The following is a 23,972-nucleotide window of genomic DNA, read 5'->3' on the forward strand; positions in this document are numbered from 1 at the left end:
ACTTGGGCATTTCAATCCTTCGGGTTCGCGCCAAGTCGCCAAGTCGCCAAGGGGGCGGTGTTGTTGATCAGGCGCTTGATTCCGTCCTTGAACAGCGGCGTGCCGAAATTGATCACGAAGCCGAGTGGAAAACCACCCAGTTTGAGATAAGTAAGCGCCTGTTTCGCATGGACGGGTGACGCGCGCTCGACAGACTTGATTTCGATGACGATGCTGCGCTCGATGAGCAAGTCGATTTTATAGGCCGCAGGCAACACGATCCCATCGAAACACGCATCGACCGGCACCTGCCGGTCAACCACAAGACCATCGTGCTCAAGCCGGGCTGCAAGCAAAGCCTCATAGGCGCTTTCGAGCAGACCAGGCCCCAGATCGCGATGCAGCCGAAAAGCCGTGTCGACAATCGTACGAGCCAGCGCGTCCAACTCAGCATGCGGCTCCTTCATCTTGGTGCCTTGGCGACTTGGCGCGAACAAGAATTCATCGCGCCACCGGCTCGAAGGCACCGCCGGGAACCGCGCTGGAGACAGGCGAGCAGAATTCGCCCGCGCAAGCGGCAACACCGAACAGCCAGTCGTCACCGCGCAGCTTCTTGATGTGGCTGAAATCGCGTGCCTGCGCTGCTGCCGCGTCATTATCGGCCTTGCTGCCATCGATATAGACGAGGGTGAAATCCTTGCCCCATGCGGGCGCATCGGTCGCGCGGGAAACGACGGTGTAGACGCCCGCGCCCGGGACTGCCTTCCACTTGATCTCGGTATCCACCCGCACCGCCGCATCCATCGTTACCTTGGGCGGCATCGGTGCGCGGGCGAGCGCGTCCAGTGCCCGCACGTTCAGCCGCGTCACCCCGGCGAGATAGGCAAAGTCCATCTCTTCAATAGTGTCACCGTAAAACACGCCGTCCTCCGTGCGCAGGTCCTGATGCTGGTGATCGAAGTCCTCGACGCCGACGGTGAAGCGGATCGCGGGGTAGCCTTTTTGCAGGAACGGCACCTGATCCCCGCCGCGCCCCATGCGGTCAGTGCGCCAAATCTGGCGAACTTGCAGGCCATCAGGGTGCTTCTCCGCCAGCCCCGCCACCCAGCGCGACAGGTTGCGTCCCGGCGAGTCATTCTCGCCCCCGAACCGGCTTTGCGCCGCACGAAGATCATCATTCAGGTCAGCGCGCGGGCCTTCGGAGAACACGCGCACCACCCGCGGCTCGCAATAGCCATCCTTGCCGCAGGAATTGCCGACGATGTCGTTGTTGAGCACGGCCTTGACGGTGAAGCCCTGCGCGGTCACCCAATCGGCGAGGATGCGCCCGCCATACAGGCCCTGCTCCTCGCCAGAGAGCAGCGCGTAGATGATCGTGGTGGGGTATGCCGTGCCGCTAAGCGCCCGCGCCGCTTCGATCACCAGCGCGGTGCCTGACCCATCATCATTGGCGCCCGGCGCATCGGAGGTCGCGTCCATCGGATCGGTCACGCGGCTATCAATATGGCCTTGCACGATCACGACTTCGTTCGGCCGTTCGCTGCCGCGCTGAATTGCCACCGCATTGCGCACCAGCGTCGGCACAGGAATGCGACGACCGCTCACTGTCTCACCCACAGGCAGCACCTCAAGGCAACCGCCGCAGGTTTCGCCAATCTGGCGGAACTCCTCTAGCCCCCAGTTGACCGCCGCGCCGATGCCGCGTTCGGGATCGTCTTGTGCCGATAGCGTATGGCGGGTGCCAAAACTGACCAGTTTCTCGACATCGCCGCGCAGGCGTTCTTCAGAAACGCTGTCAGCAGGGTGGGTCTGTGCGGCGAGCGGTGCGGCGGCAAGGGCCGCGAGCAAAAGGGCGCGTTTGATCATGTGAGGATGTTTTGCCGGAACTCTCAGACAATGCAACCTTGGTGCAACCTTGGTGAGTCCCCGCGAAGGCGGGGATCTCAGGCAAAATTGCTCAGACCCGCCCGAGGCCCCCGCCTGCGCGGGGGCGCACTCAGGATCAGTAAGCGCGCGCGATCAGGATGCGTTAGGCAGGTCCGAGTCAGCCTGCCTTGCTGGGTAGGGCACCGCAGATGATCACCACCAGATAACCGAGCCAGCTGATCATCCCCAGTCCAGCACTGGATAAGGCCGCCTCGTTTAATGCCTCGAGATTGCCGGTCGCCATGATCGCTTGCATCGTGCTGGCCGACGAAATGCTGTTATAGACCGTAAACAGCGTAGTCGCGACGGGGATCGCTGCAATCGCGATTGGCAATGCTGCATCGCGTAACCGACGCACGAATGTCGCGATGTAAAGGCCAAGTGTGATCAGCGAAATGGCCGCGCCGATCCACGCTTGGGTCGGCAGGCTTTCTGCCATCTGCTGCATGATCGCCGCCTCGTTGATCCCGTCGGACCTCGATTCGATCATGGCACCGATGGAATTGGCAGCAAATATTCCAGAAATAATCATGCTGATGACAACATTTATCACCACCAGAAGCAGCACATAGTACCAAAATGTCGGACGTGTATCACGACCAGCAAAGTTCGCTAGGTTGGCCAGGCAATAACGAATGGACTCGATCATCTCTGCACTCCCTCAATAGGCGCGGGCGACAAGAATTCGTTCAACCGCACAGTTCCCGGTGAATATGCACTGCCCAGATGCCTCGGCAGAGGCGCGCGGCACATTGCGAATCGTAAGTTTGTGCATTTTCAATGTTTCGACAATCTTGTCCAGCACCGCGCCGGTGGGCTTGGCCCATTCAACCTCGACCCAGCCGGGATATTTCCCGCTGTTTTCGAAGTGGCTGACCACTGCCGCCCAATCGGCAACATCGCGTCTGATATTGGCGTCGCGGCGGGCGCGGGCTTCTTCGTAAAGCGCGGTCTGGATTGTTTCGAGCAGTGCGCCTGCCCCCGCCACGAAATCGGCATGGGCAGGATAGGAGAAAGCGGGCTTGCCATTCTCCACATTCCACAACTGATCGCGGCGCAGCACCGCCAGCTTGCCCTCGGCCATGTCGCGCGGGCCGACTTCGATGATCACCGGCGCGCCTTTGCGCACCCAGTCCCAGCGCTTGGCGGCCGCCTTGCCCGGTTTCTTGTCGAGTATCACCCGCACCCGCTCACCCAGCGCGGATTGGCCCGCGAGCGCGGCGCGCACGCCTTCGCAATAGGCGAGCAGTTCGACATCCTCGGGTGCCTCGCGCAGCATCGGGATAATCACGATCTGTTGCGGCGCAATCGCGGGGGGCACGCGCAAGCCGTCATCATCGCCGTGGGTCATGATTACCCCGCCGATCAGCCGGGTCGAAACGCCCCAGCTGGTGGTGTGGCAGAACTGCTGGGCACCCTCGCGATCCTGAAACTGGATGCCCGCTGCGTGCGCGAAATTGGTGCCGAGATAATGCGATGTGCCCGCCTGCAGCGCCTTGCCATCCTGCATCATCGCTTCGATCGACCAGGTTTCAACCGCACCGGGGAAGCGTTCATTCTCAGGCTTCTCGCCCGCAATCACCGGCAGGGCAAGATCATCCTCGGCGCAGGCGCGATACATTTCCAGCGCGCGGTGGGTTTCTTCCAAAGCCTGTTCGCGGTTCTCGTGCGCGGTATGGCCTTCCTGCCAAAGGAACTCGCTGGTGCGCAGGAACATCCGCGTGCGCATTTCCCAGCGCACCACGTTGGCCCATTGGTTGGTAAGCAGCGGCAGATCGCGCCACGACTGGATCCAGCGTGCCATCGCATCGCCGATGATCGTTTCGGACGTAGGGCGCACCACCAGTGGTTCTTCAAGCTTTGCTGCGGGATCGGGGATCAGTCCGCCCTTGCCATCCGAAATCAGCCGATGGTGGGTAACAACCGCCATTTCCTTGGCAAAGCCTTCGACGTGCTCAGCCTCGCGCGTGAAATTGGCGAGCGGGATGAACAGCGGGAAGTAGCAGTTCTGCACTCCGGCGGCCTTGATCCGGTCATCCATCAGGCGCTGAATGCGTTCCCAGATGCCATAACCCCACGGCTTGATCACCATGCAGCCGCGCACACCCGATTCTTCGGCGAGATCAGCGGCGCTGATAACTTCCTGATACCACTTGGCGAAATCATCTTCGCGCTTGATCGTAAGGGCGTGACGGATTTGGGACACCAACGAATTCCTGACTAAGCTTAAACGGCCAAGCGCCGCAGGCGCGCCGCGCTTCGCGTTATTTGCCCAATTCGTCCAGCTTCTTTTGCATCGCGGCCATCTGTTCGCGAAGCACGGCCAGCTCATCATTGGCCGGATCATTCGGGGCTGCGGGCTTGTCTTTTGGTTTGGACGCGCCCGGCAGAAACACATTCGCCGCCGCGCGCATCATCGCCATGTTGGTTTCATGAATCGCGGTGAAGGGATTGCTGGCCATGCCCTTTTCAAACACTTCGCGGATTTTGGATTGATTTTCGCGGAAATTGGCCATGCTGGCTTCAAGGTATGATGGCATCATCGCCTGCATCGAATTGCCATACATTCCGATCAGTTGGCGCAGGAAGCTGACAGGCAGCATCTGTTCGCCATTGGCTTCTTCGTCCATGATGATCTGGGTCAGGATCGAATGGGTGATGTCATCACCGCTCTTGGCGTCAATCACCTGAAATTCGATGTTTTCGCGGACCATTTTGGCAAGATCGTCAAGCGTGATGTAGCTGGATGACGAGGTGTTATAAAGCCGACGGTTGGCGTATTTCTTGATAATGATGGCATCGCCTGCCTCGCCCGATGCTGCTTTTGCTCTGCCAGCCATTGTATTTCCGACCTTGTAAGATGACACTGAATTGTCGTCTTAGCACCCGCACAAGCTGCGGTGCAACATCACCTTGATGAACCGGTCAGGACTGGCGCAGGCGCTGGCCGATTGTGGTCAGCATTTCATAAGGCGACAGAGCATTTTGCCGCGCAGCATCGGCAATGTCCCAAGGCACGCTCAGCCAATCTCCGGCGGACAAATCGGGGGCTGCGGTGAGGTCGACCACCACCATGTCCATTGATACTTTGCCGAGGATGGGGAGGAGGCGGCCTTTGTGACTGAACGCATTGTCGGCGCCGCGGCTGCGCAGGAATCCGTCGGCATAGCCCATCGCAACAGTGCCCACCCGCATTGGTGCAGGGGCGGTGAAGGTAGCGTTGTAACCGACACTATCTCCGTTACGCAGTGTCCGGGTTTGCAGAATAGCGGCCTCGACCTGCGCGACCGGTTGGATCAATCCGGTGAGTTCCCCGCGCGGCACGCCGCCATAAAGCGCAAGGCCGGGGCGTGTCAGATCAAGGGCATAGTCCGTGCCAAGCGCGATCCCGGCGCTGTTGGCGATGCTTAAACGCTGGTGCGGGATGACCGCCGCGACGCTGTGCAAAGCGGCAAGTTGGCGCGGGTTCATCAGGCTGTCTTCATCTGCGCAGGCGAGGTGGCTCATCAGGATATCGACCGCAAGTGCCACAATTCTCTGGTCTTCTGCCTCGTCTGGCGCGATGCCGAGACGGTTGATGCCGGTGTCGATCATCAGGTGGCAGTGGCCGCCCCCGCTGGCGCTCCATAGCGCGGCTTGATCAAGCGAATTGATGACCGGAACCGCGCCGGAATTGCGCGCATAGGCGCATTCGGCCTCGCTCAAAACACCATGCAAAACAGCGATTTGCGGTGCAGGAACGTGGCGAGCAACGGCTGCCACCTCGCTCCAATGCGCGACAAAAAACGTCTCGCACCCCGCATCGCGCAGCACCGGAACGCAGGCATCGACGCCCAAGCCATAGCAATCCGCCTTGACCGCAGCCCCGGTTTTAGCCCCGACCGAGAGTGCATCTAACGCGCACCAATTGGCAGCAAGCGCCCCCCTATCAACGGTCAAGCGCAGGCTAGGCGGGGGCAAAACCGGCCTATCTTTCGGCGCCCCGTCAATCATCAGCGAAATCTTTGGGCGGCCCGGCGGGAATCCCCCACCACGCCACCACCAGCCCGAAAGCGACCACCGCGATGGTGTACCACAGCCCGGCATATATATCGCCGGTGCGGGCCACGATCACGCCAGCGATCAGCGGCAGGAAACCGCCCAGATAGCCCGCGCCGATATGGTAGGGAATGGACATTGACGAATAGCGGATGCGCGGCGGGAACATTTCCGACAGCAGCGCCGCGACCGAACCATAGGTCAGTGCGGACAACAACCCGAGCGCCAACAGCACGCCGACGATCCCGATCAGGTTGGCGGTGGCCGGACGCTGTTTGGCGAAATCAAACCCATATTCTGCCAGCGCCGCATGAATGCCCGCCCGCCGAGCTGCGCCATCGCTGAACCACGCAGGATCAATCGCCACCGGGTTGTCGCCTGCGGAAAGCGTCACGGTGTCGCCCGGCGTCAGGGTATAAGGAACGCCCGAGGCCGTCAGCGTTTCCAGCACCTTGCCGCAATCGGTCTGATCGCGTTGGAACAATTCGGCAAAGGGATCGGTCTGGCACTGCGGCCCGCTCACCACAATCGGCGTGCGCTCCGCCGCGTCGGCCAGCGCGGGGTTGGCAAGGCTGCCCATCATCCAGAACAGCGGGAACAGCAGCGCCAGAGACGCAACCGCGCCGATCATGATCGGCAGTTTGCGCCCGACCCGGTCAGACCATTTGCCCACCGCCACATAGAACCCCATCGACATCAGACCCGATACCAGCAGGATCAACTCCACCGTCAGATCGTCGACATGCATCGGCCCGCGCAGAAAGCTCATCCCTGAAAAGAACGCGGTGTACCAGATCGTTGTCAGGATGCCGGTGATGCCGAACAGCGCAACGAAGATGCGCTTGCGATTGCCGGGATAGGTAAAGCTTTCGACAAACGGATTGCCTGCTGTTTCGCCCGCTTCTTTCATCGCCTGAAACACCGGGCTTTCCGACAGTTTCAATCGCATCCAAAGCGAAATCCCCAGCAGGATGATCGACAGCAGGAAAGGCACACGCCAGCCCCATTCCTCAAACGCTTCGGCCGGGATCAGGAACCGGCAGGCGAGCACCACGATAATCGACAGCACAAATCCGCCGACAACGCTGGCCTGAATGAAGCTGGTATAAAACCCGCGTTTTTCCGGCGGCGCGTGTTCGGAGACATAAATCGCCGCCCCGCCATATTCACCGCCCAGCGCCAACCCCTGAAGGATCCGCAGAAATATCACGATAATCGGCGCGGCAACGCCGATGCTATCAATTGTCGGGATCAGGCCGACCCCGGCGGTGGCAATCCCCATCAGCGTTACCGTGACAAGGAAGGTGTATTTGCGCCCCAACCGATCACCCAGAAACCCGAACAGAATTGCGCCGAGCGGGCGGAAGGCGAAGCCGACGGCGAACGTTGACCACACCAGCAACAGGCCCAGCGTTTCGTTATCGGTGGCGTAAAACGCATCCTTGAGGATGTAGGCGAGCGTGCCGTAGATGAAGAAATCGTACCATTCAAAGATGGTGCCCGCGCTGGATGCGCCGATCACCAGCCGGATTTCCTTCTCGCTCGGCTCGCGATCCGCGAGCGCCTGCGCTTCAGCCATGTTTCTCTATCCCCTTCGCGCAGCCTTTACAGCGGCCTTGTTGTTCAATCCCTAGCCGCAGGCCGCGCCGCTTGAAAGCGCCATGCAGGCAGCCTTCCACGGCAACAATAATGCACCATGGCGGCCAGTGTGCTCGCGCGCGGGAGCCAACACAGCCAATCCGGGCCACGGCGGCAAAGGCCCCTCGCCTGCCAGCCAGTGTTCCAGCGCTTTGGTTGTGGTGGTGATGGAGCCTGCGTCGGCGCCTGCTGCACCTTCGGCCAGTAGCGCCGCCGATGCCTGACCAATGGCGCAGGCGCTGATCTGCATCCCGATCCCGGCGATGCATGCCTGCTGATCCAGTGCCAATCCGATCGTCACGGCACTGCCGCAGGTGCGCGATCTGGCTTCGGCCTGCAATGGCAGCGCAGGGTTGAACGGAAACCGCGCCAACCCGGTCGCCAGACCAAGCAGCGCGGGCGAATAGAGCTTCGCCGGGCGCGTTGCTGTCATGGCGATCAGCCTGCCGCCTTGGCCGCTGCGGCTTCCTGCGCTTCGGATTCGCGGCGCAATTCATCACGCCGCACCGCAATCATCGGCAACAAATCGCGTGAGAACGTATCGGCGGCAGGATAGGTGCGCGCGGTGGTTATCCAGGTGGGCCGCCCCTTGTAACCCCACGAATCGTCAAACCCGATCGCCAGCAGCGAAAACGCGAAAATCGCGATCAGCACGCCTTTGATCGCGCCAAAGCCAAAGCCGAGCACACGATCAATCGGGCCGAGGATCGCGCCATCTGACGCGCCGCTTGCCGTGCCGATGATCACCTTCATCGCCGCATAGGGGATCAGCAACAGCAGCACGAAAGCCAGCAGCGGGGTCGTAGGTTCAGCGCTGTAAACATTGCGCAGCCCATCGGTCAGCACCGGATGCATGAAGTGGAGCGCGACTGCCGCCATGATCCACGATGCAAGCGACAGCACTTCCTGCACCAATCCGCGCATGAATCCGCCCACTGCGGCAACGCCAATGATGATCAGGATGATGATGTCAAAGCCGGTCATGGCCGTCAGGATTATGCGTTACCCATCACCTGGTCAACGAGGTTCGCCAATTGTCCCAATCCGCGAAACTCCGCTTCCGGTGCGCCGTTCGCCGCACCCGCCGGGCCATAGCAGCGGACAAAGCCCAGTTTGGCCGCTTCGCGCAGGCGCAGCGGAGCATGGGCCACTGGGCGAATCTCGCCCGCCAATGACACTTCCCCGAACCACGCCGCCTTGTCAGGTAGTGGCCGATCGGCCAGCGCCGATACCAGCGCCGCAGCCACCGCAAGATCAGCCGCCGGATCGGTCAGGCGGTATCCCCCGGCGATGTTCAGATAGACCTCGGCCGAGCTGAAATTCAGCCCGCAGCGCGATTCGAGCACCGCGAGCAGCATCGCCATGCGCCCGTTATCCCACCCCACCACCGCGCGGCGCGGGGTTGCGCCCGATTGCAGCCGGACGATCAGCGCCTGAATTTCCACCAGCACCGGGCGCGTGCCTTCCAATGCCGGGAATACCGCGCTGCCCGCCAGCGGCGTATCGCGGCCCGACAGGAACAGCAGCGAAGGATTGGCGACCTCCTCCAGCCCTTCGTTCGCCATCGCGAACACGCCGATTTCATCGACCGCGCCGAACCGGTTCTTGAGCGCGCGCAGGATGCGGTATTGGTGGCTGCGCTCGCCCTCGAAACTCATCACCACATCGACCATGTGTTCGAGCACGCGCGGCCCGGCGATGGTGCCATCCTTGGTCACATGGCCGACCAGCACCACCACGCAGCCAGTTTCCTTGGCATAGCGGATCAGTTCGAGCGCGCAGCCGCGCACCTGGCTGACCGTTCCCGGCGCGCCTTCGATGGTGTCGGAATGCATGGTCTGGATCGAATCGATCACCAGCAGCGCGGGCGGATCGCCCTCACCTAACGTCGTCAGAATATCGCGCACCGATGTTTCCGAAGCGAGCCGGATCGGCGCATCTGCCACCCCCATGCGCGATGCGCGCAACCGCACCTGCCCGGCGGCTTCCTCTCCGCTGACATAAACGACATCATTGCCGCCCCGCGCAATTGTGGCGGCGCATTGCAGCAGCAGGGTCGATTTGCCGATTCCCGGATCGCCGCCGATCAACACCGCGCTGCCCGGCACCAGACCGCCGCCCAGCGCGCGGTCAAATTCCGCCATCCCGGTCGATTTGCGCACCGGAAGCTGCGTCGGCGCATTGAGCGGTTCGAACGCCACCGCCCGCCCGCCGCGCGAAAGGTCATGCTTTTGCGAAAACACCGTGGCCGGAACATCCTCCACCAGCGTGTTCCACGCACTGCAATCGGCGCATTGCCCCTGCCAACGCGGGGAAACCGACCCGCACGCCTGACACACAAACCGCTTTTTTGATTTCGCCATGCGCGATTCTGTAACCAGAACAGATAAAGAACGCAATTGCATTGGAGAGCGATTGCACGTTAGGAACCCCTTCATGCGCCAAAAAGAACTGCGTCTTGCCCTTGTCTGCTACGGCGGCGTCAGCCTGGCGGTATATATGCACGGCATCACCAAGGAAGTGTGGCACCTCGCCCGCGCAAGCCGGGCGTTCCACCATCCGTCTGACGTGACATTGGGCGGGGTGGCGGCGGCCTATCGCGAATTTCTTGAAGCGATTGAGCGCGATCACGGGCTGAAACTGCGGGTGCTGCCCGATATCCTCACCGGGGCGAGCGCAGGCGGGATCAACGCGGTGTTTCTGGCGCAGGCGATCCATGCCGGGCACAGCCTTGAACCGCTGACCGACCTGTGGCTCGAAAACGCCGATGTCAGCAAACTGACCGATCCCGATGCCGAACCGATGTGGCGTTATGCCAAGTTCTGGGCGCAGCCGATTGCGGAATGGGTGCTGCGCAGACCGGGCAACGCGGTGAGCGCCACCGTCTCACCCGAAACCCGCGCCGAGGTGCGGCGCAAGGTTTCGCGGCTGGTGCGCGGGCGCTGGTTCAGTCCGCCATTCTCCGGGTATCAGTTTTCGGCGATGCTGTATGAGGCGCTGGGTAAGATGGCGGCAGAAGGCGATGGCATCGCGCTGCTGCCGCCGGGCTATCCGGTTGATCTGGCGGTAACTGTTACCGATTTTCGCGGTCATCCCGAAACTCTGCGGCTCAATTCCCCGCCGCAGATTGAAGAAGCGGAGCACCGCCTGCCAATCTGTTTCCGCGCACGGGTGGGCAATGATCCTGCCATTGGCCTTGCCGACCGGCTCGAACTGGTGCTCGCCGCGCGCGCCACGGCGAGCTTTCCGGGAGCATTTCCCCCTCTCACTCTGGCAGAGATTGACCACCTGGCCGAGGCAGAAGGCCATCACTGGACCTCGCGCGGGGCATTTCTAGGGCGGATTATGCCGACCCATGTTGCACGCGGGACGGTTGACGACGTGGCGCTGATCGATGGATCGGTGCTGGTCAACGCACCGTTCGGAGCGGCGCTATCCGCGCTGCATGGCCGCCCGGCGCAACGCGAGGTCGACCGGCGGTTCGTCTATCTCGACCCGCGCCCCGATGGCGGCGGGATCGATCCCGGCACCCGCACCGCCGAAGTGGGATTTTTCGGGGCGATTTTCGGTTCGCTGTCCACCATCCCGCGCGAACAGCCGATCCGCGATGATCTGGAACGGATCGATCAGCAATCGCGCGATGCGGCGCGGCAGAAGCGGATCGTGATGGATTTGCAGACCGATATCGACCTCGCGGTGGAAAAGCTGTTCGGCTACACCTTCCTGCTCGACCGGCCGACGCCCAAACGGCTCGCGGGATGGCGGGCCAAGGCGCAGCAGGCCGCAGCCGAGCGCGCCGGATACGCATTTGGCGCCTATGCCCTGACCAAGTTTGAAGGCATCCTCGATCAACTCGCGCGGTTGACGCTGAAGGCCTCCGGGCAGGCTCAAGGTGATCCCGCGCCGATCATTCATGCTTTGCGCGGCGAGATGGAGGCACGCGGGCTTGATCGGCTTACCGATGAACATGGCGGTGCAAATGTGGGTGCGATCACGTTTTTCCGTGCGCATGACACCGGGTTTCGCATGCGCCGGTTGCAATTGCTGGCGCGCAAACTGGCGCGTGACTGGCAGCTTGATCCCGACATTTCCGACGAAGCGCTCGACCTAGCACGTGACCGTCTCTACGAGATACTCGCGCTCTATTACCGCGCGGATGATGGCGTGCTGCAATCACCGCGGTTCGCGCAACTGGCCGCCGATGCACGGCAAGCCCCCGGCGCGGTGCTAGATTTCCTCGCCACCGAACGCCTGTTGCCCACGACCGACCTGGCCGCTGAAGAACTGCTGATCGATGCGCTTGAAGATATGCCCAAAAATCTCAAGCGGCGGATGCTGCTGACCTATCTGGGCTTTCCGTTCTACGATGTCGCCACCCTGCCCCTGTCGCGGCGTGAAGGGCTGGATGAATTCAACCCGGTCAAGATTGACCGCATCTCGCCCGAAGACGCACGCAGCATTCGCGAAGGCGGCACCGCGGCGACCTTGCGCGGGATCGAGTTTTATAATTTCGGTGCGTTCTTCAGCCGCGATTACCGTGAGAATGATTACCTGTGGGGGCGCCTGCACGGGGCCGAACGGATGATCGATCTGGTTGCCTCAACCGTCAGCGGGGGGATGCCGCGCGAAGCCATCGACGCTGCCAAATGCGCAGTATTCCTCGCCGTGCTGGACGAGGAGGAGGGGTTGGGACGCTGCGGGCGCGGGCTGATCGGGCAGATCCGCCTCGAAGTGCGTGAGCGGTTGGGTTAACCCCCGAAGACTTCCTTGAGCTTATCGAGAAACCCGCGGCTTTCGGGGCATTCATCACCGGTTTCGGTGGCGCGGAATTCTTCGAGGATTTCTTTCTGGCGGCGTGAAAGCTTGGTCGGCGTTTCCACCGCGATTTCGACCACCAGATCACCCCGCCCGCGCCCTTGCAGCACCGGCATTCCCGCGCCGCGAATGCGCAACTGCTTGCCCGACTGAATCCCCGCAGGAATATCCAGCCGATTGGTCGAACCATCCAGATCGGGAATCTCGACGCAGCCGCCCAATGATGCGGTGGTGAAGCTCACCGGAATGCGGGTGGCGAGCGTGGTGCCTTCGCGTTCAAACACCGAATGCTGCGCGACGTGGAGGAAAATATACAGATCGCCAGCAGGCGAACCGCGCTGGCCAGCCTCACCCTTGCCTGACAGGCGGATGCGGGTGCCGGTATCAACCCCGGCGGGAATATCGACGGAAAGCGTCTGGGCCTTGTCCACCCGACCTTCGCCCCGGCAATCGCGGCACGGGTTTTCAATCACGCTGCCGCGCCCGTTGCAGGTGGGGCATGGCCGTTCGATCACGAACAGGCCTTGCTTGGCGCGCACACTGCCGTTGCCGTGGCACAGGTTGCACTGGCGTTCGCTGGTGCCGGGCGTGGCGCCGCTGCCCTTGCAGGTGTCGCAGGCTTGCGAAACTTCGATTTCGATTTCGGTCGATTTGCCGTGGAACGCTTCTTCAAGCGTGACTTGCATATCATAACGCAAGTCTGCGCCGCGCCGGTTCTGCTGTCGCTGCGCGCCGCCGCCAAAGGCACTGCCGAAAATCGTTTCGAAAATATCGCCAATATCGGCAAAATCGCCGCGCGCGCCGCCGCCAAAACCGCCACCGCCGCCATTCATTCCCTGCGTGAACGCCTCGTGGCCGTAGCGATCATAGGCCGCGCGTTTTTGCGGGTCTTTGAGGCAATCATAGGCCTCGTTGATCGCCTTGAACTTGGCCTCGCACGCGGTATCGCCCGGATTGCGATCCGGGTGGAACTTCATCGCGAGCTTGCGATAGGCGCTTTTCAGCGTCGCGCCATCCGCATCGCGGGCGCATTCGAGCGTCTGGTAATAATCAATCTGGGCGCTGGACATAGTCTTGACCTATTCCCCGTGACCACTGCCCGCCGCCGCGCCGGATAGATAATCCGGTCGCAGCGGCAGGTCAGCGGGATGCATCGGGGCGTTAGCCCTTCTTGTCTTCATCAACCTCGGAGAATTCGGCGTCGACAACGTCTTCGTCAGCGGCGGTTTCGGCCGCAGCTGGCGCGTCGCCATCGGGGCCTGCAGCCTGCTGCTTTTCGTAGATCTGCTGGCCCATCTTCATCGCAGCTTCGGTCAAGGCTTGCGCCTTGGCGTTGATGTCATCAGCGTCTCCGCCTTCAAGTGCGGTTTTGACCGCCGCAATCGCAGCCTCAACGTCGGACTTGGTGCCAGCGTCGATTGCATCGCCGTGTTCTTCCAGCTGCTTTTCGGTCGCGTGAACAAGACTGTCGGCCTGGTTGCGCGCTTCGGCAGCAGCGCGGCGCTTCTTGTCTTCCTCAGCGAACTTTTCAGCGTCCTTGACCATCTGATCAATGTCGTTGTCGGTCAAACCGCCCGACGCCTGAATCTTGATCGTCTGTTCCTTGCCGGTGCCCTTGTCCTTCGCCGCGACGCTGACGATGCCGTTAGCGTCGATGTCAAAGGTGACTTCGATCTGCGGCACGCCGCGCGGGGCCGGAGGAATGCCGATCAGGTCGAAATTGCCGAGCAGCTTGTTATCCGCCGCCATCTCGCGCTCGCCCTGATAGACCTTGATCGTCACCGCGTTCTGATTGTCTTCGGCGGTCGAATAAGTCTGGGTCTTCTTGGTCGGGATGGTGGTGTTGCGATCGATCATGCGGGTGAACACCCCGCCCAGCGTTTCAATGCCGAGCGAAAGCGGCGTCACGTCGAGCAGCAGCACGTCCTTGACATCGCCCTGCAACACGCCCGCCTGAATGGCCGCGCCCATGGCGACGACTTCATCCGGGTTGACGCCGGTGTGCGGTTTGGTGCCGAAGAACTGTTCAACCACTTCGCGCACGCGCGGCATCCGGGTCATCCCGCCGACCAGGATTACTTCGTCGATCTGGTCTTTCGAAATGCCAGCATCCGCCAGCGCTTTCTTGCACGGGTCAAGCGTGCGCTGGATCAGCGCGTTGACCATCTTTTCCAGATCAGCGCGGGTGATGGTTTCCACCAGATGCAACGGGGTGGTGCTGCCACCTTCCATGCGTGCGGTGATGAACGGCAAGTTGATTTCGGTCGAAGCGGCGCTCGACAGTTCAATCTTGGCCTTTTCGGCAGCTTCTTTCAGACGCTGAAGCGCGAGCTTGTCGGTCTTCAGGTCCATATTTTCCTTCTTCTTGAAGGAATCCGCCAGGAACTCGACGATCGCGTTGTCGAAATCTTCGCCGCCAAGGAAGGTGTCGCCGTTGGTCGACTTCACTTCGAACACGCCGTCGCCGATTTCGAGGATCGAGATATCGAAGGTGCCGCCGCCAAGGTCATAGACCGCGATGGTCTTGCCTTCGTCCTTGTCCATCCCATAGGCGAGCGCGGCTGCGGTCGGTTCGTTGATGATGCGCAGCACTTCAAGCCCGGCGATCTGCCCGGCATCCTTGGTCGCCTGACGCTGGGCGTCGTTGAAATAGGCCGGCACGGTAATCACCGCCTGCGTCACGGCTTCGCCAAGATAGCTTTCGGCGGTTTCTTTCATCTTTTGCAGGATGAAGGCGGAAATCTGCGACGGGCTGTAATCTTCGCCGCCCGCGTTCACCCAGGCATCGCCGTTCTTGCCCTTGGTGATGGTGTAGGGGACCAGCTCCATGTCTTTCTTGGTCAGCGGGTCTTCAAACCGGCGACCGATCAGGCGCTTGATCGCGAACAGGGTGTTGTCGGGGTTGGTCACCGCCTGACGCTTGGCCGGCTGCCCAATCAGGCGCTGGCCATCCTTGGTGAAGGCGACGATTGACGGCGTGGTGCGCGCGCCTTCCGAATTTTCAACCACCTTGGGTTTGCCGCCATCCATGACCGCAACGCAGGAATTGGTGGTGCCGAGGTCGATACCGATTACTTTACCCATGTTTACCCCATCCATCTGGACAATTGTTGGACACCGCGCCGATGCGCTTCCCCGGTATGGGCAAAGCGCGTTGGCGGCTCGATTGTGAGCGCGATATAGGTGCGGTTTCGCTTGGCACAAGAGACAGGCGGCCCTAGTTTTGCGGCCAATCCACAAGGGAGACAGTTGAAGTGACAATGATGAACCGCGCCGCCTGCACTGCATTTGCGGCGTTTTGCCTGTTGGGATTGGCTGCTTGCAATCAAGGCGATACGGGCGCGCCCACAGACTCCGCGTCCCCGGTTCTGGTCAAAGGCCTGTCAATCACCAATCCCCGGCTGGTGCTGGCCCCGGTCAAAGGCAATCCGGCGGCGGTCTATTTCGATCTTTCCTACGCGGGCGCAGACGGCCTAACCCTCAACACCGTAACGGTTGAAGGCGCGGGAATGTCGATGATCCACCAGACAGCCGAAAAAGATGGCGCAATGACGATGACGGAAGCTGCGCCGATTGCTTTGACCACCGGTGCGCCGGTCAGCTTCGCGCCGGGCGGGCTGCACGTAATGGCGATGCAGCCTTCGGATGCGTGGCAGCCGGGCGGCACTGTCAATGTCACACTCTCCCTGTCGGATGGCACGACGCAGAGCTTTGCCGCAGATGTGCGCGCCGCCGGGGAAGAACGCTGAACGCTTTGGATGCCACTCTGCATATCTGCCCGGTCGGCGGGGAGCGTTCGTTGTCGCCGGGCGAGGTTGCGTTGGCCCGCAGTGTTTTTGGCGATGCGATTGACTACGCACAGGTGCGGATCAAGCGGCGCAAGTTCTTTCCGTTCCACCCCCGCAAAGTCACAATGGCCCCGCGCGGCCACCTGCATTTTCACCCGGCCGCGCACCATTACTGCGATGATTTCGCCGCCGCGTCGCTAAGCCTGCAAGCGCATTTCATTCACGAAATGGTGCACGTCTGGCAGACCCAGACGCGCGGTGAATGGTATCTGGTGCTACGCCGCCACCCGTGGTGCCGTTATGACTATGCGATCAAGCCGGGCTGGCGGCTGACCCAATACGGGATCGAACAGCAAGCCGAAATCGTCCGCCACGCGTTTTTGTTGCGAAAGGGGGCGAGCGTAACCGGCGCGCCCCCGCTGGCGATTTACGAGGCGATTTTGCCCTTCAATCCCTGACGCAAACGCCCTATTCCGCCGCCTTTGCCACCGCCACCATTGCGGCGCGCAGCAGGCGGTCTTTGATCATCCAGCCTGACTGCATTTCCTGCACCACCGTGCCGGGTTCGTGATCGGCGCTTGGCACCTCCAGCATCGCCTGATGCTGGTTCGGATCGAGCGGCAGGCCGACAGCCGCAATGCGGGTGATGCCGTGGCTGGCGAACACCTTTTCCAGCTCGCGCTGGGTCGCCTCGATCCCGGTGACCAGCCCCTTCATGCTGTCATCGGTGCGCAGGCTTTCGGGGATCGCCTGCACGGCGCGTGAAAGATTATCCGCCACGCTCAGGATATCGCGGGCAAATCCGGTCGCGGCATAGGCGCGCGCTTCGTCCTTTTCACGCTCCAACCGGCGGCGCACATTGTGGGTTTCCGCCTTGGCGTAGAGCACTTCCTGCTTGGCGCTTTCCAGATCGCGCTTGAGCGATTCGAGCGCCTCGGTCAGCGTATCCGCCTCGGCCTCATCGCCGCCTTCGCGCAATTCCTCAGGCACGCCCTTCAATTCGTCTTCAGCCGCCTGATCCAGCGGCTTTTCATTCTCGGTCATGTCGTGTGCTTCCATTCAAGCGATCAGCTTGCCCAATGAACGGGCGGTCAAATCCACCATGGGGACAACCCGCGCGTAATTCAACCGCGTGGGGCCAATCACCCCCAGCACACCGACCACCCGCCCTTCACGATCACGATAGGGCGAGGCGATGACGGATGAGCCGGATAATGCGAAAAGCCGGTTTTCGGAACCGATGAAAATGCGGGTCGCATCGGCCTCACGCGCGGAATCGAGCAGGCTGGCAACCGATTGCTTGTCCTCAAGATCTTCGAGCAAGCGGCGCACGCGTTCAATATCGCCCAGCGCGCTTTCATCGAGCAGGTTGGCCGCGCCGCGCACGATCAACACCGGGCGCGCGGCGGCATCCTCGCTCCATACCGCCAGCCCGCGTTCCACCAGATCGCGGCTCGCGTTATCGAGCTGCGAGCGCCCTGCGTTGATTTCAGCGCGCATCGCCTGCGCTGCCTCTGCCAGCGTCCGGCCCGCAAGCCGCGCGGTGATGTAATTGCTCGCCTGATCGAGCGCGCTAGCGCTGATCGCGCCGCCAATCGTGACGATGCGGTTTTCAACCCCGCCATCTTCGCCCACCAGCACGGCGAGCGCGCGGCCCTGCCCCAGATCGACCAGATTGAACTGCGCCAGCCGCTGTTCACGCGGGGCGACCAGCACCATCCCCGCTGCGCCCGACAGGTCTGAGAGGATCGCGGATGCCTGCGCCAGAGCCGCCTCAACCGGCCCCGCCTCGGCCAAGCGCGCCTCGATCGCGGCCTGTTCCTGCATCGTCGGTTCGGCCACGCGCATCATCCCGTCGACGAAGATGCGCAATCCCGCGTCGGTCGGCAGCCGCCCCGCGCTGGTATGCGGCGCGGCAAGCAGGCCTGCGGATTCGAGATCAGCCAGCACCGACCGGATTGATGCGGGCGAGAGGTTGAGCGTTCCATCCGCTGCCAACGTCTTCGATCCAACCGGCTGCCCGCTGTCGATATATTCCTCCACCACCCGGCGAAAGATTTCGCGGGCGCGGGCGGTCAGTTCGGTTACGGGGAGCGAGGTCATGCCTTTATTCTTTAGTCTTTGCGCTTGCGGCGACAAGTGGCCCGCGCCTATTGCCCCGCATCACATCAACGGAGAACCCCATGCGCCCTTCAGGACGCGCGCCCGATGAAATGCGCGCCATCACCATCGAAACCGGCTTTACCCGCCATGCTGAAGGATCGGTGCTGATCGGGTTTGGCGATACCAAGGTGCTGTGCACCGCCAGCGTCGAACGCGGGGTTCCGCCGTGGATGCGCGGCAAGGGTGAAGGTTGGGTGACGGGCGAGTATTCGATGCTGCCGCGCGCGACCCACACCCGCGGGCAGCGCGAAGCGGCCAAGGGCAAGCAATCGGGCCGCACACAGGAAATTCAGCGTCTTATCGGACGTTCTTTACGCGCCGTGGTGGACTTGCAAAAGCTGGGCGAGCGCCAGATTACCTTGGATTGCGACGTGATCCAGGCCGATGGCGGCACGCGCACTGCGGCGATTTCGGGCGCGTGGATTGCGCTGCGGCTGGCGATCAACGGCTTGATGGCGTCGGGCGATATCAAGCATGATCCGATTCTTGCGCAGGTGGCCGGGATTTCGTGCGGGATATTCAAGGGCACCCCGGTGCTCGACCTCGATTATGACGAGGATTCGAACGCCGAAGCCGATGGCAATTTCGTGCTGCTGACAGGTGGTAAAATCGCCGAAGTGCAGGCCACGGCCGAGGGCGCAACCTATGACGAGGAAGCCCTGCTACGCCTGCTGCGCCTCGCCCGCATGGGCTGCGACCGGATTTTCGCCGCGCAGTTGGACGCGGTGAAATGACACGCCGCCTCGGCTCAGGTTCCTTGGTGATTGCCACGCATAATGCGGGCAAGCTCAAGGAAATCGGCGCGCTGCTGGAACCTTACGGGGTGAAATGCCTGTCCGCCGGGTCGCTGGGCCTGCCCGAACCGGCTGAGACCGGCACGACCTTTGTGCAGAACGCCTTGCTAAAAGCGCGCGCGGCGGCGGAGGCTTCGGGATTGGCGGCTCTGGCTGACGACAGCGGGCTGTCCGTGGCCGCGCTCGATGGCCGCCCCGGCGTTTACACCGCCGACTGGGCCGAACGGCAGTGGTTCGAAGGCGCGCCGGGCCGCGACTGGTATATGGCGATGGGCAAGGTTGAAGGGTTGCTGGCCGAACGCGGGTCGGACGTTGATCGCAGCGCCGCGTTCCATTGCGTGCTAGCGCTCGCCTGGCCTGATGGAGAATACGCCATATACGAAGGCCGCTGCGACGGCGCGTTGACATGGCCTCCGCGCGGGACGTTGGGCTTCGGCTATGATCCGGTGTTCGTGCCTGCCGGGCGCAGCCAAACCTTTGCCGAAATCGCGCCGGAGGAAAAACACGCGATCAGCCACCGCGCCGATGCTTTTGCCAAGTTGGTCGCTGACCAATTCGGCTAAACGCTCAACGGCGTGAGAGTCGCTCTGCCGGGTCGAGCCGGGTGCCCATCACATTGCCAGCCGGCCAATAGCGGCACACCAACACTTCATGGCGGTGATTGCGCGCGGTGGCGCATCCCACCTCCTGCGTTTCGGGCCAGATGATCTGGGTATAATGCCCAACGTCGCTCCAGCGCCCGGTGTGCGAAACGTGGGGAAAGGTGCCGGGACGAAAATCGCGCTTTTCGGCCACGAAATAGGAAATCATCTGCCACGGGGAGTAGTGATCCCGCGTGCCGCTCCACAGGTTTTCGCCCTGCCCGCCGCGCAAGTGATCGGGCGTGTGTTGAAATGTGCGGCGATCGGCAAGGTGCGTCGCCCAATCCCCGGCATCACGCGCCAGCGCATTGCTCCAGCGCAGCGGCGCAAGGCCAACCTCCGCGCGCGCGGCGTTATGGGCGGCGAGCCATTCGCGCTCGGCCGCCTGCGGCTCGCGCTGCTCTTGCGGCATCGCGGGCATAGCTGTCATAAGCAGTGCAAGGCCAATGGCGCGCACGAGATGGGTTCCCTTCATGCAATCATTCTATGATCCAACGGTTAATCAGGGCTGAAAATCCCGATCATGGCCCGCGCGCTTTATATTCATTGGCCATTTTGCGCCAAGAAATGCCCCTATTGCGATTTCAACTCGCACGTTCGGGCCGGGGTCGATGTCGCGGCGTGGCAGGCGGCGCTGATTGCGGATATGCGCGCCGAGGCTGCGGTAGCAGGCGGAGAGCCGCTGACCTCGATCTTTTTTGGCGGCGGCACCCCATCGCTGATGCCGCCTGCACTGGTTGCGGCATTGCTGGTCGAGGCGGAAGCCCTGTGGGGGTTCGCGCCGGACATCGAAATTACGCTGGAGGCCAACCCGTCATCGGTCGAAGCCGCCAATTTCGCGGCTCTGGCAAGCGCGGGCATCAACCGCGTCTCGCTCGGCGTGCAATCGCTGGATGATGCGGAACTGCGGTTTTTGGGGAGGCTACACGGGGCCACGGAGGCGCTAGCGGCGCTCGAAACGGCACAAGCCCACTTCAAGCGTGTGAGTTTTGATCTGATCTACGCCTTGCCCGGCCACACGCCCGAATTGTGGCATGATCGGCTGACCCGTGCGCTGGCATTAGGCACCGGGCACCTGTCGCTGTATCAACTCACCATCGAACCCGGCACCCGCTTTGCCAGCGATGTGCGGCGCGGGCGGCTGATCCCGCTGGATGATGACGCCGCTGCCCAATTATTCACCATCACCCAAAACCTGACGCAAGCGGCGGGCCTGCCTGCCTATGAAACGAGCAACCACGCCCGCATGGGTGAGGAAAGCCGCCACAATCTCGTCTATTGGCGGTATCAGGATTATGTCGGGATCGGCCCCGGCGCGCATGGACGGCGCGGGGGCATGGCGACGGTGCGGCACAAGAAGCCCGAGAACTTCCTTTCCGCTGTCGCGCGGCAGGGCGACGGGATTGTCGAGGCGCGAAACCTGTCTGTGCCCGAGCAAGCGACCGAGGCGTTGCTGATGGGGCTGCGGCTGACCGAGGGGGTTGACCTTGCGGCGTTGACAGCGCGGTTCGGCCTGCCCCGTGCCGGGTTGATCGAGGACGCCGCGCTCACCCGCCTGATCACGCTTGGCCTGATGTGGCAGGATGGCACGCGCATCGGGGTCGCCCTGCCGGGCCGCGCGCTGCTCGATGCGCTGCTGGCCGAGGTGGTGGCCGATACGCTGGTGGCGGCATGAGCGGCGCATCCTTGGCCGAGCAATGGCGCGCGCATCTGACGGACAACCGCCGCCGCTCACCGCATACCGTGCGCGCCTATGTCGCGGCGGCACAAAGGCTGGTGGCCGCCAACGCGCTGGAAAGTTGGGAGGCGGTTGCCCGCACCGAGGCACACCATCTGCGCACCTTCCTCGCCGCGCGCCGTGCCCAAGGATTGGGCAATGCCAGCGCCGCGCGCGAACTTTCCGCGCTCAAAGCCTTCATCGCCTTTGCCCGCCAGCAAAGCGGCGATCCCGACCCCGCCCCGCCCCGCCTGCGCGGCCCGCGCCTGAAGAAAGGTCTGCCGCGCCCGGTAACGCCTGATGAGGCGGTAAACCTTGCCGCGATGGTCGATGGCACCGCGGCCACCGACTGGATCGGCGCGCGCGACCGGGCGGTGTTGTTGCTGATGTATGGATCGGGCCTGCGCATTGCCGAGGCGCTGTCGCTGACAGGGCGCGACGTGCCGCTGGGCGACGTGCTGCAAGTCACCGGCAAGGGCGGAAAACAGCGCATGGTGCCGGTGCTGCCGATCACCCGCGCGGGCGTGGCTGAATATGTCCGCCTGTGCCCGTGGCCGCTGTCCGCCAATCAGCCGCTGTTTCGCGGGGCCAAGGGCGGGGCGTTGTCGCCCGGCATGGTGCAGCGCGCGATGGCGCAGGCGCGGCGCGCATTGGGCCTGCCCGATACCGCCACGCCCCACGCGCTGCGGCATTCGTTTGCCACGCACCTGCTCAGCGCCGGGGCGGACTTGCGATCGCTTCAGGAATTGCTCGGCCATGCGTCGCTGGGTTCGACCCAGATTTATACCCGCGTCGATGCTGCCAGCCTGCTGGAAAATTACCGCAATGCCCACCCACGGGGCGGCAAGGTATAGCGCCTATTCCTCAGGCTCGAACGCCTTGACCGGCTTCCACGTCACCACGCGGTAGATGTAATAGGCCACGCCCAGCACCACGATGGCGACGATGACATAGCCCGCAGTCGACTCGTAGCGGTCAATCACACCCGCCAGCGCCCGCCCGCCAAGGATCAGCAACCCGTTCCAGATCAGCGAGCCGAGGAAGGTGAACAGCGCGAACCGCCACAGCTTCATCTTCGCCAGCCCGGCAGGCAGCGACACGATGGTGCGCAGCAGCGGTGAGAACCGCAGCAGGAACACGATCCAGTCGCCATATTTGCGGAAAATGTCGCGCGCCTTGGTGAATTCATCCCATTCGAATGTCAGCCAGCGGCCCCAGCGATCAATCACGCGCTTAAGCTGATCCTCGCTCCAGCGCGAGCCGAGCCAATACCAGAACAGATTACCCGCCAGTGTGCCCGCCGTGGCGATGATCCACAGCGTGATCCCGTTCATCTTACCCTGTTCCACCAGCACCCCGGCAGCGCCAAGGATCACCTCCGACGGGATCGGCGGGAACACGTTTTCAAGGATCATCAGCACAAAAATGCCGAGATAGCCGCCCTTGTCGAGCAGCCCGAGCAGGAGTTCGGTCATTATGCCTCTACTATTTGCCGGGGGCTGCGATGCCGCGTTCGGCCAATCGCCGCTCGATCGCGTCCCAGATCATGCCCGCCGTATCGGTCTGGTTGAATTTGTCTATCGCCACGATCCCGGTGGGCGATGTGACGTTGATTTCGGTCAGCCATTTTCCGCCGATCACGTCAATCCCGACAAAGGTGAGGCCAAGCCGTTTGAGATCGGGGCCAAGCGCATCGCAGATTTCCTGTTCGCGCGCCGATAATTCGGTTGGTTGTGCGCTGCCGCCCATGGCGAGATTAGAACGAAACTCGCCCTCCCCCGGTAGCCGGTTGATCGCGCCTGCCACCACGCCATCAATCAACACGATGCGTTTATCGCCCTGCGCCACTTCGGGCAGGAAGGGCTGCACCATATGCGGTTCGGGCCAGGTCTGGTTGAACACTTCGAACAAAGCGGAGAGGTTTTCGCCGTTCTCTCCGATGCGGAAAATCGCCTTGCCGCCGTTGCCGTGGATCGGCTTGACCACAATCGCACCGTGCTTGGCCATGAAGCGCCGCACTTCATCGACCGAGCGTGTCACCAGCGTCGGCGGCATGAAGCGCCGGTAATTGAGCACCATCACCTTTTCGGGCGAATTGCGGACATTGGCCGGATCATTCACGACCAGCGTTTCGCGCGCTATGCGTTCGAGCATATGAGTGGCGGTGATATAGCCCATGTGAAACGGCGGATCCTGCCGCATCAGCACCACGTCGACATCCTTGCCGAGATCGAGCCTGACCTGCTTTCCGCGCGTGAAGTGATAGCCCTCCACCCGCTGCACTGTTACCGGGAACGCGTGCGCGAACAGCCGGTCATCCTCGTCCAGCGTCAGGCTTTCAACATGGTATTCGTAAATGGCGTAGCCCCGCGCCTGCGCAGCCAGCATCAGCGCGAACGAGCTATCGCCCGCAATGTTGATCCGGTCGATGGGGTCCATCTGGACGGCAATGCGCAATGTCATTCAATCAACT

24 protein-coding genes are annotated in these 23,972 nt (G+C 62.3%); 7 read left to right on the forward strand and 17 right to left on the reverse strand.

The genetic code is table 11. From position 1 onward, the window contains the following. Positions 1 to 11: 11 nt before the first annotated feature. The 10 genes from ABIE62_RS12175 to radA form a co-directional block, all read right to left on the reverse strand. Positions 12 to 446, reverse strand: coding sequence for a GxxExxY protein (locus ABIE62_RS12175; protein WP_354326370.1), 435 nt, complete (start codon positions 444 to 446; stop codon positions 12 to 14). A 34-nt stretch (positions 447 to 480) separates the two neighbouring features. Further along, complete coding sequence (locus ABIE62_RS12180) at positions 481 to 1,845, reverse strand: M20/M25/M40 family metallo-hydrolase (protein ID WP_354326372.1); 1,365 nt, start codon at positions 1,843 to 1,845, stop codon at positions 481 to 483. A 178-nt stretch (positions 1,846 to 2,023) separates the two neighbouring features. Then, positions 2,024 to 2,554, reverse strand: coding sequence for a DUF805 domain-containing protein (locus ABIE62_RS12185; RefSeq protein ID WP_354326374.1), 531 nt, complete (start codon positions 2,552 to 2,554; stop codon positions 2,024 to 2,026). A 12-nt stretch (positions 2,555 to 2,566) separates the two neighbouring features. Further along, positions 2,567 to 4,111, reverse strand: a complete 1,545-nt coding sequence (locus tag ABIE62_RS12190) for an aminoacyl--tRNA ligase-related protein (protein WP_354326375.1) — start codon at positions 4,109 to 4,111, stop codon at positions 2,567 to 2,569. 58 nt (positions 4,112 to 4,169) lie between these two features. Then, positions 4,170 to 4,745 carry a polyhydroxyalkanoate synthesis repressor PhaR gene (gene phaR, locus ABIE62_RS12195; protein WP_354326376.1) on the reverse strand — a complete coding sequence of 192 codons (576 nt, stop codon included), beginning with the start codon at positions 4,743 to 4,745 and terminating at the stop codon, positions 4,170 to 4,172. An 85-nt stretch (positions 4,746 to 4,830) separates the two neighbouring features. Then, positions 4,831 to 5,898: an alanine racemase gene (gene alr, locus ABIE62_RS12200; RefSeq protein WP_354326378.1), complete on the reverse strand. Its 1,068-nt coding sequence runs from the start codon at positions 5,896 to 5,898 to the stop codon at positions 4,831 to 4,833. Continuing rightward, positions 5,891 to 7,522: an MFS transporter gene (locus ABIE62_RS12205; protein ID WP_354326380.1), complete on the reverse strand. Its 1,632-nt coding sequence runs from the start codon at positions 7,520 to 7,522 to the stop codon at positions 5,891 to 5,893. Before ABIE62_RS12205 ends, alr begins: the two co-directional genes overlap by 8 nt. A 51-nt stretch (positions 7,523 to 7,573) precedes the next feature. Beyond that, positions 7,574 to 8,014: an iron-sulfur cluster assembly scaffold protein gene (locus ABIE62_RS12210; RefSeq protein WP_354326381.1), complete on the reverse strand. Its 441-nt coding sequence runs from the start codon at positions 8,012 to 8,014 to the stop codon at positions 7,574 to 7,576. A 5-nt stretch (positions 8,015 to 8,019) separates the two neighbouring features. Continuing rightward, a complete protein-coding gene (locus ABIE62_RS12215) occupies positions 8,020 to 8,565 on the reverse strand; it encodes a CvpA family protein (protein ID WP_354326383.1) in 546 nt (181 codons plus the stop codon). An 11-nt stretch (positions 8,566 to 8,576) separates the two neighbouring features. Beyond that, complete coding sequence (gene radA / locus ABIE62_RS12220) at positions 8,577 to 9,944, reverse strand: DNA repair protein RadA (protein ID WP_354326384.1); 1,368 nt, start codon at positions 9,942 to 9,944, stop codon at positions 8,577 to 8,579. Between the two features lie 73 nt (positions 9,945 to 10,017). On the opposite strand from radA, the gene ABIE62_RS12225 reads away from it, so the two are divergent. Then, positions 10,018 to 12,333, forward strand: coding sequence for a patatin-like protein (locus tag ABIE62_RS12225; protein ID WP_354326386.1), 2,316 nt, complete (start codon positions 10,018 to 10,020; stop codon positions 12,331 to 12,333). On the opposite strand, the gene dnaJ is transcribed toward ABIE62_RS12225, so the two are convergent. Both dnaJ and dnaK read right to left on the reverse strand, forming a co-directional pair. Beyond that, on the reverse strand, positions 12,330 to 13,466 hold the full coding sequence (gene dnaJ, locus ABIE62_RS12230) for a molecular chaperone DnaJ (protein ID WP_354326388.1): 1,137 nt from the start codon (positions 13,464 to 13,466) through the stop codon (positions 12,330 to 12,332). The genes ABIE62_RS12225 and dnaJ overlap by 4 nt on opposite strands. A 91-nt stretch (positions 13,467 to 13,557) precedes the next feature. Beyond that, on the reverse strand, positions 13,558 to 15,480 hold the full coding sequence (gene dnaK / locus ABIE62_RS12235) for a molecular chaperone DnaK (protein WP_354326390.1): 1,923 nt from the start codon (positions 15,478 to 15,480) through the stop codon (positions 13,558 to 13,560). A 176-nt stretch (positions 15,481 to 15,656) separates the two neighbouring features. Between dnaK and ABIE62_RS12240 the strand changes: the two genes are divergently transcribed. Further along, on the forward strand, positions 15,657 to 16,145 hold the full coding sequence (locus tag ABIE62_RS12240) for a copper chaperone PCu(A)C (protein WP_354326392.1): 489 nt from the start codon (positions 15,657 to 15,659) through the stop codon (positions 16,143 to 16,145). Between the two features lie 5 nt (positions 16,146 to 16,150). Beyond that, positions 16,151 to 16,642 carry a vgr related protein gene (locus tag ABIE62_RS12245; RefSeq protein ID WP_354326394.1) on the forward strand — a complete coding sequence of 164 codons (492 nt, stop codon included), beginning with the start codon at positions 16,151 to 16,153 and terminating at the stop codon, positions 16,640 to 16,642. Between the two features lie 10 nt (positions 16,643 to 16,652). On the opposite strand, the gene ABIE62_RS12250 is transcribed toward ABIE62_RS12245, so the two are convergent. Both ABIE62_RS12250 and hrcA read right to left on the reverse strand, forming a co-directional pair. Next, positions 16,653 to 17,228, reverse strand: a complete 576-nt coding sequence (locus ABIE62_RS12250; protein ID WP_354326500.1) for a nucleotide exchange factor GrpE — start codon at positions 17,226 to 17,228, stop codon at positions 16,653 to 16,655. 15 nt (positions 17,229 to 17,243) lie between these two features. Next, the gene (hrcA, locus tag ABIE62_RS12255) at positions 17,244 to 18,287 is read right to left on the reverse strand and encodes a heat-inducible transcriptional repressor HrcA (protein WP_354326396.1); all 1,044 of its coding nucleotides are present in this window, start codon (positions 18,285 to 18,287) and stop codon (positions 17,244 to 17,246) included. Between the two features lie 80 nt (positions 18,288 to 18,367). Here hrcA and rph point away from each other — a divergent pair, with 80 nt between their 5' ends. Together rph and rdgB are read left to right on the forward strand one after the other, a co-directional pair. Continuing rightward, positions 18,368 to 19,081: a ribonuclease PH gene (rph, locus tag ABIE62_RS12260; protein ID WP_354326398.1), complete on the forward strand. Its 714-nt coding sequence runs from the start codon at positions 18,368 to 18,370 to the stop codon at positions 19,079 to 19,081. After that, positions 19,078 to 19,704, forward strand: coding sequence for an RdgB/HAM1 family non-canonical purine NTP pyrophosphatase (rdgB, locus tag ABIE62_RS12265; RefSeq protein ID WP_354326399.1), 627 nt, complete (start codon positions 19,078 to 19,080; stop codon positions 19,702 to 19,704). The genes rph and rdgB overlap by 4 nt, the downstream gene beginning before the upstream one ends. 4 nt (positions 19,705 to 19,708) lie before the next feature. Here the strand turns inward: rdgB and ABIE62_RS12270 are convergent, their stop codons facing one another. Next, complete coding sequence (locus tag ABIE62_RS12270; RefSeq protein WP_354326400.1) at positions 19,709 to 20,257, reverse strand: CAP domain-containing protein; 549 nt, start codon at positions 20,255 to 20,257, stop codon at positions 19,709 to 19,711. Positions 20,258 to 20,305: 48 nt separating this feature from the next. Between ABIE62_RS12270 and hemW the strand changes: the two genes are divergently transcribed. Together hemW and ABIE62_RS12280 are read left to right on the forward strand one after the other, a co-directional pair. Continuing rightward, a complete protein-coding gene (gene hemW, locus ABIE62_RS12275) occupies positions 20,306 to 21,457 on the forward strand; it encodes a radical SAM family heme chaperone HemW (protein ID WP_354326401.1) in 1,152 nt (383 codons plus the stop codon). Further along, on the forward strand, positions 21,454 to 22,353 hold the full coding sequence (locus ABIE62_RS12280) for a tyrosine recombinase XerC (protein WP_354326402.1): 900 nt from the start codon (positions 21,454 to 21,456) through the stop codon (positions 22,351 to 22,353). Before hemW ends, ABIE62_RS12280 begins: the two co-directional genes overlap by 4 nt. Before the next feature lie 3 nt (positions 22,354 to 22,356). On the opposite strand, the gene ABIE62_RS12285 is transcribed toward ABIE62_RS12280, so the two are convergent. Both ABIE62_RS12285 and gshB read right to left on the reverse strand, forming a co-directional pair. Continuing rightward, positions 22,357 to 22,974, reverse strand: coding sequence for a DedA family protein (locus tag ABIE62_RS12285; RefSeq protein ID WP_354326404.1), 618 nt, complete (start codon positions 22,972 to 22,974; stop codon positions 22,357 to 22,359). Between the two features lie 10 nt (positions 22,975 to 22,984). Further along, a complete protein-coding gene (gene gshB, locus ABIE62_RS12290; RefSeq protein WP_354326405.1) occupies positions 22,985 to 23,962 on the reverse strand; it encodes a glutathione synthase in 978 nt (325 codons plus the stop codon). Positions 23,963 to 23,972 lie beyond the last annotated feature (10 nt).

The sequence above is a fragment of the Porphyrobacter sp. MBR-155 genome (genome assembly GCF_040547625.1).
GTDB lineage: Bacteria > Pseudomonadota > Alphaproteobacteria > Sphingomonadales > Sphingomonadaceae > Erythrobacter.

Bases quoted from the DNA above. Each gene is read 5' to 3' on its own strand.
- ABIE62_RS12175 (WP_354326370.1), bottom strand. From the start codon at position 446: ATGAAGGAGCCGCATGCTGAGTTGGACGCGCTGGCTCGTACGATTGTC.
- ABIE62_RS12180 (WP_354326372.1), bottom strand. From the start codon at position 1,845: ATGATCAAACGCGCCCTTTTGCTCGCGGCCCTTGCCGCCGCACCGCTC.
- ABIE62_RS12185 (WP_354326374.1), bottom strand. From the start codon at position 2,554: ATGATCGAGTCCATTCGTTATTGCCTGGCCAACCTAGCGAACTTTGCT.
- phaR (WP_354326376.1), bottom strand. From the start codon at position 4,745: ATGGCTGGCAGAGCAAAAGCAGCATCGGGCGAGGCAGGCGATGCCATC.
- alr (WP_354326378.1), bottom strand. From the start codon at position 5,898: ATGATTGACGGGGCGCCGAAAGATAGGCCGGTTTTGCCCCCGCCTAGC.
- ABIE62_RS12205 (WP_354326380.1), bottom strand. From the start codon at position 7,522: ATGGCTGAAGCGCAGGCGCTCGCGGATCGCGAGCCGAGCGAGAAGGAA.
- ABIE62_RS12210 (WP_354326381.1), bottom strand. From the start codon at position 8,014: ATGACAGCAACGCGCCCGGCGAAGCTCTATTCGCCCGCGCTGCTTGGT.
- ABIE62_RS12215 (WP_354326383.1), bottom strand. From the start codon at position 8,565: ATGACCGGCTTTGACATCATCATCCTGATCATCATTGGCGTTGCCGCA.
- radA (WP_354326384.1), bottom strand. From the start codon at position 9,944: ATGGCGAAATCAAAAAAGCGGTTTGTGTGTCAGGCGTGCGGGTCGGTT.
- ABIE62_RS12225 (WP_354326386.1), top strand. From the start codon at position 10,018: ATGCGCCAAAAAGAACTGCGTCTTGCCCTTGTCTGCTACGGCGGCGTC.
- dnaJ (WP_354326388.1), bottom strand. From the start codon at position 13,466: ATGTCCAGCGCCCAGATTGATTATTACCAGACGCTCGAATGCGCCCGC.
- dnaK (WP_354326390.1), bottom strand. From the start codon at position 15,480: ATGGGTAAAGTAATCGGTATCGACCTCGGCACCACCAATTCCTGCGTT.
- ABIE62_RS12240 (WP_354326392.1), top strand. From the start codon at position 15,657: ATGATGAACCGCGCCGCCTGCACTGCATTTGCGGCGTTTTGCCTGTTG.
- ABIE62_RS12250 (WP_354326500.1), bottom strand. From the start codon at position 17,228: ATGACCGAGAATGAAAAGCCGCTGGATCAGGCGGCTGAAGACGAATTG.
- hrcA (WP_354326396.1), bottom strand. From the start codon at position 18,287: ATGACCTCGCTCCCCGTAACCGAACTGACCGCCCGCGCCCGCGAAATC.
- rph (WP_354326398.1), top strand. From the start codon at position 18,368: ATGCGCCCTTCAGGACGCGCGCCCGATGAAATGCGCGCCATCACCATC.
- rdgB (WP_354326399.1), top strand. From the start codon at position 19,078: ATGACACGCCGCCTCGGCTCAGGTTCCTTGGTGATTGCCACGCATAAT.
- ABIE62_RS12270 (WP_354326400.1), bottom strand. From the start codon at position 20,257: ATGAAGGGAACCCATCTCGTGCGCGCCATTGGCCTTGCACTGCTTATG.
- hemW (WP_354326401.1), top strand. From the start codon at position 20,306: ATGGCCCGCGCGCTTTATATTCATTGGCCATTTTGCGCCAAGAAATGC.
- ABIE62_RS12280 (WP_354326402.1), top strand. From the start codon at position 21,454: ATGAGCGGCGCATCCTTGGCCGAGCAATGGCGCGCGCATCTGACGGAC.
- ABIE62_RS12285 (WP_354326404.1), bottom strand. From the start codon at position 22,974: ATGACCGAACTCCTGCTCGGGCTGCTCGACAAGGGCGGCTATCTCGGC.
- gshB (WP_354326405.1), bottom strand. From the start codon at position 23,962: ATGACATTGCGCATTGCCGTCCAGATGGACCCCATCGACCGGATCAAC.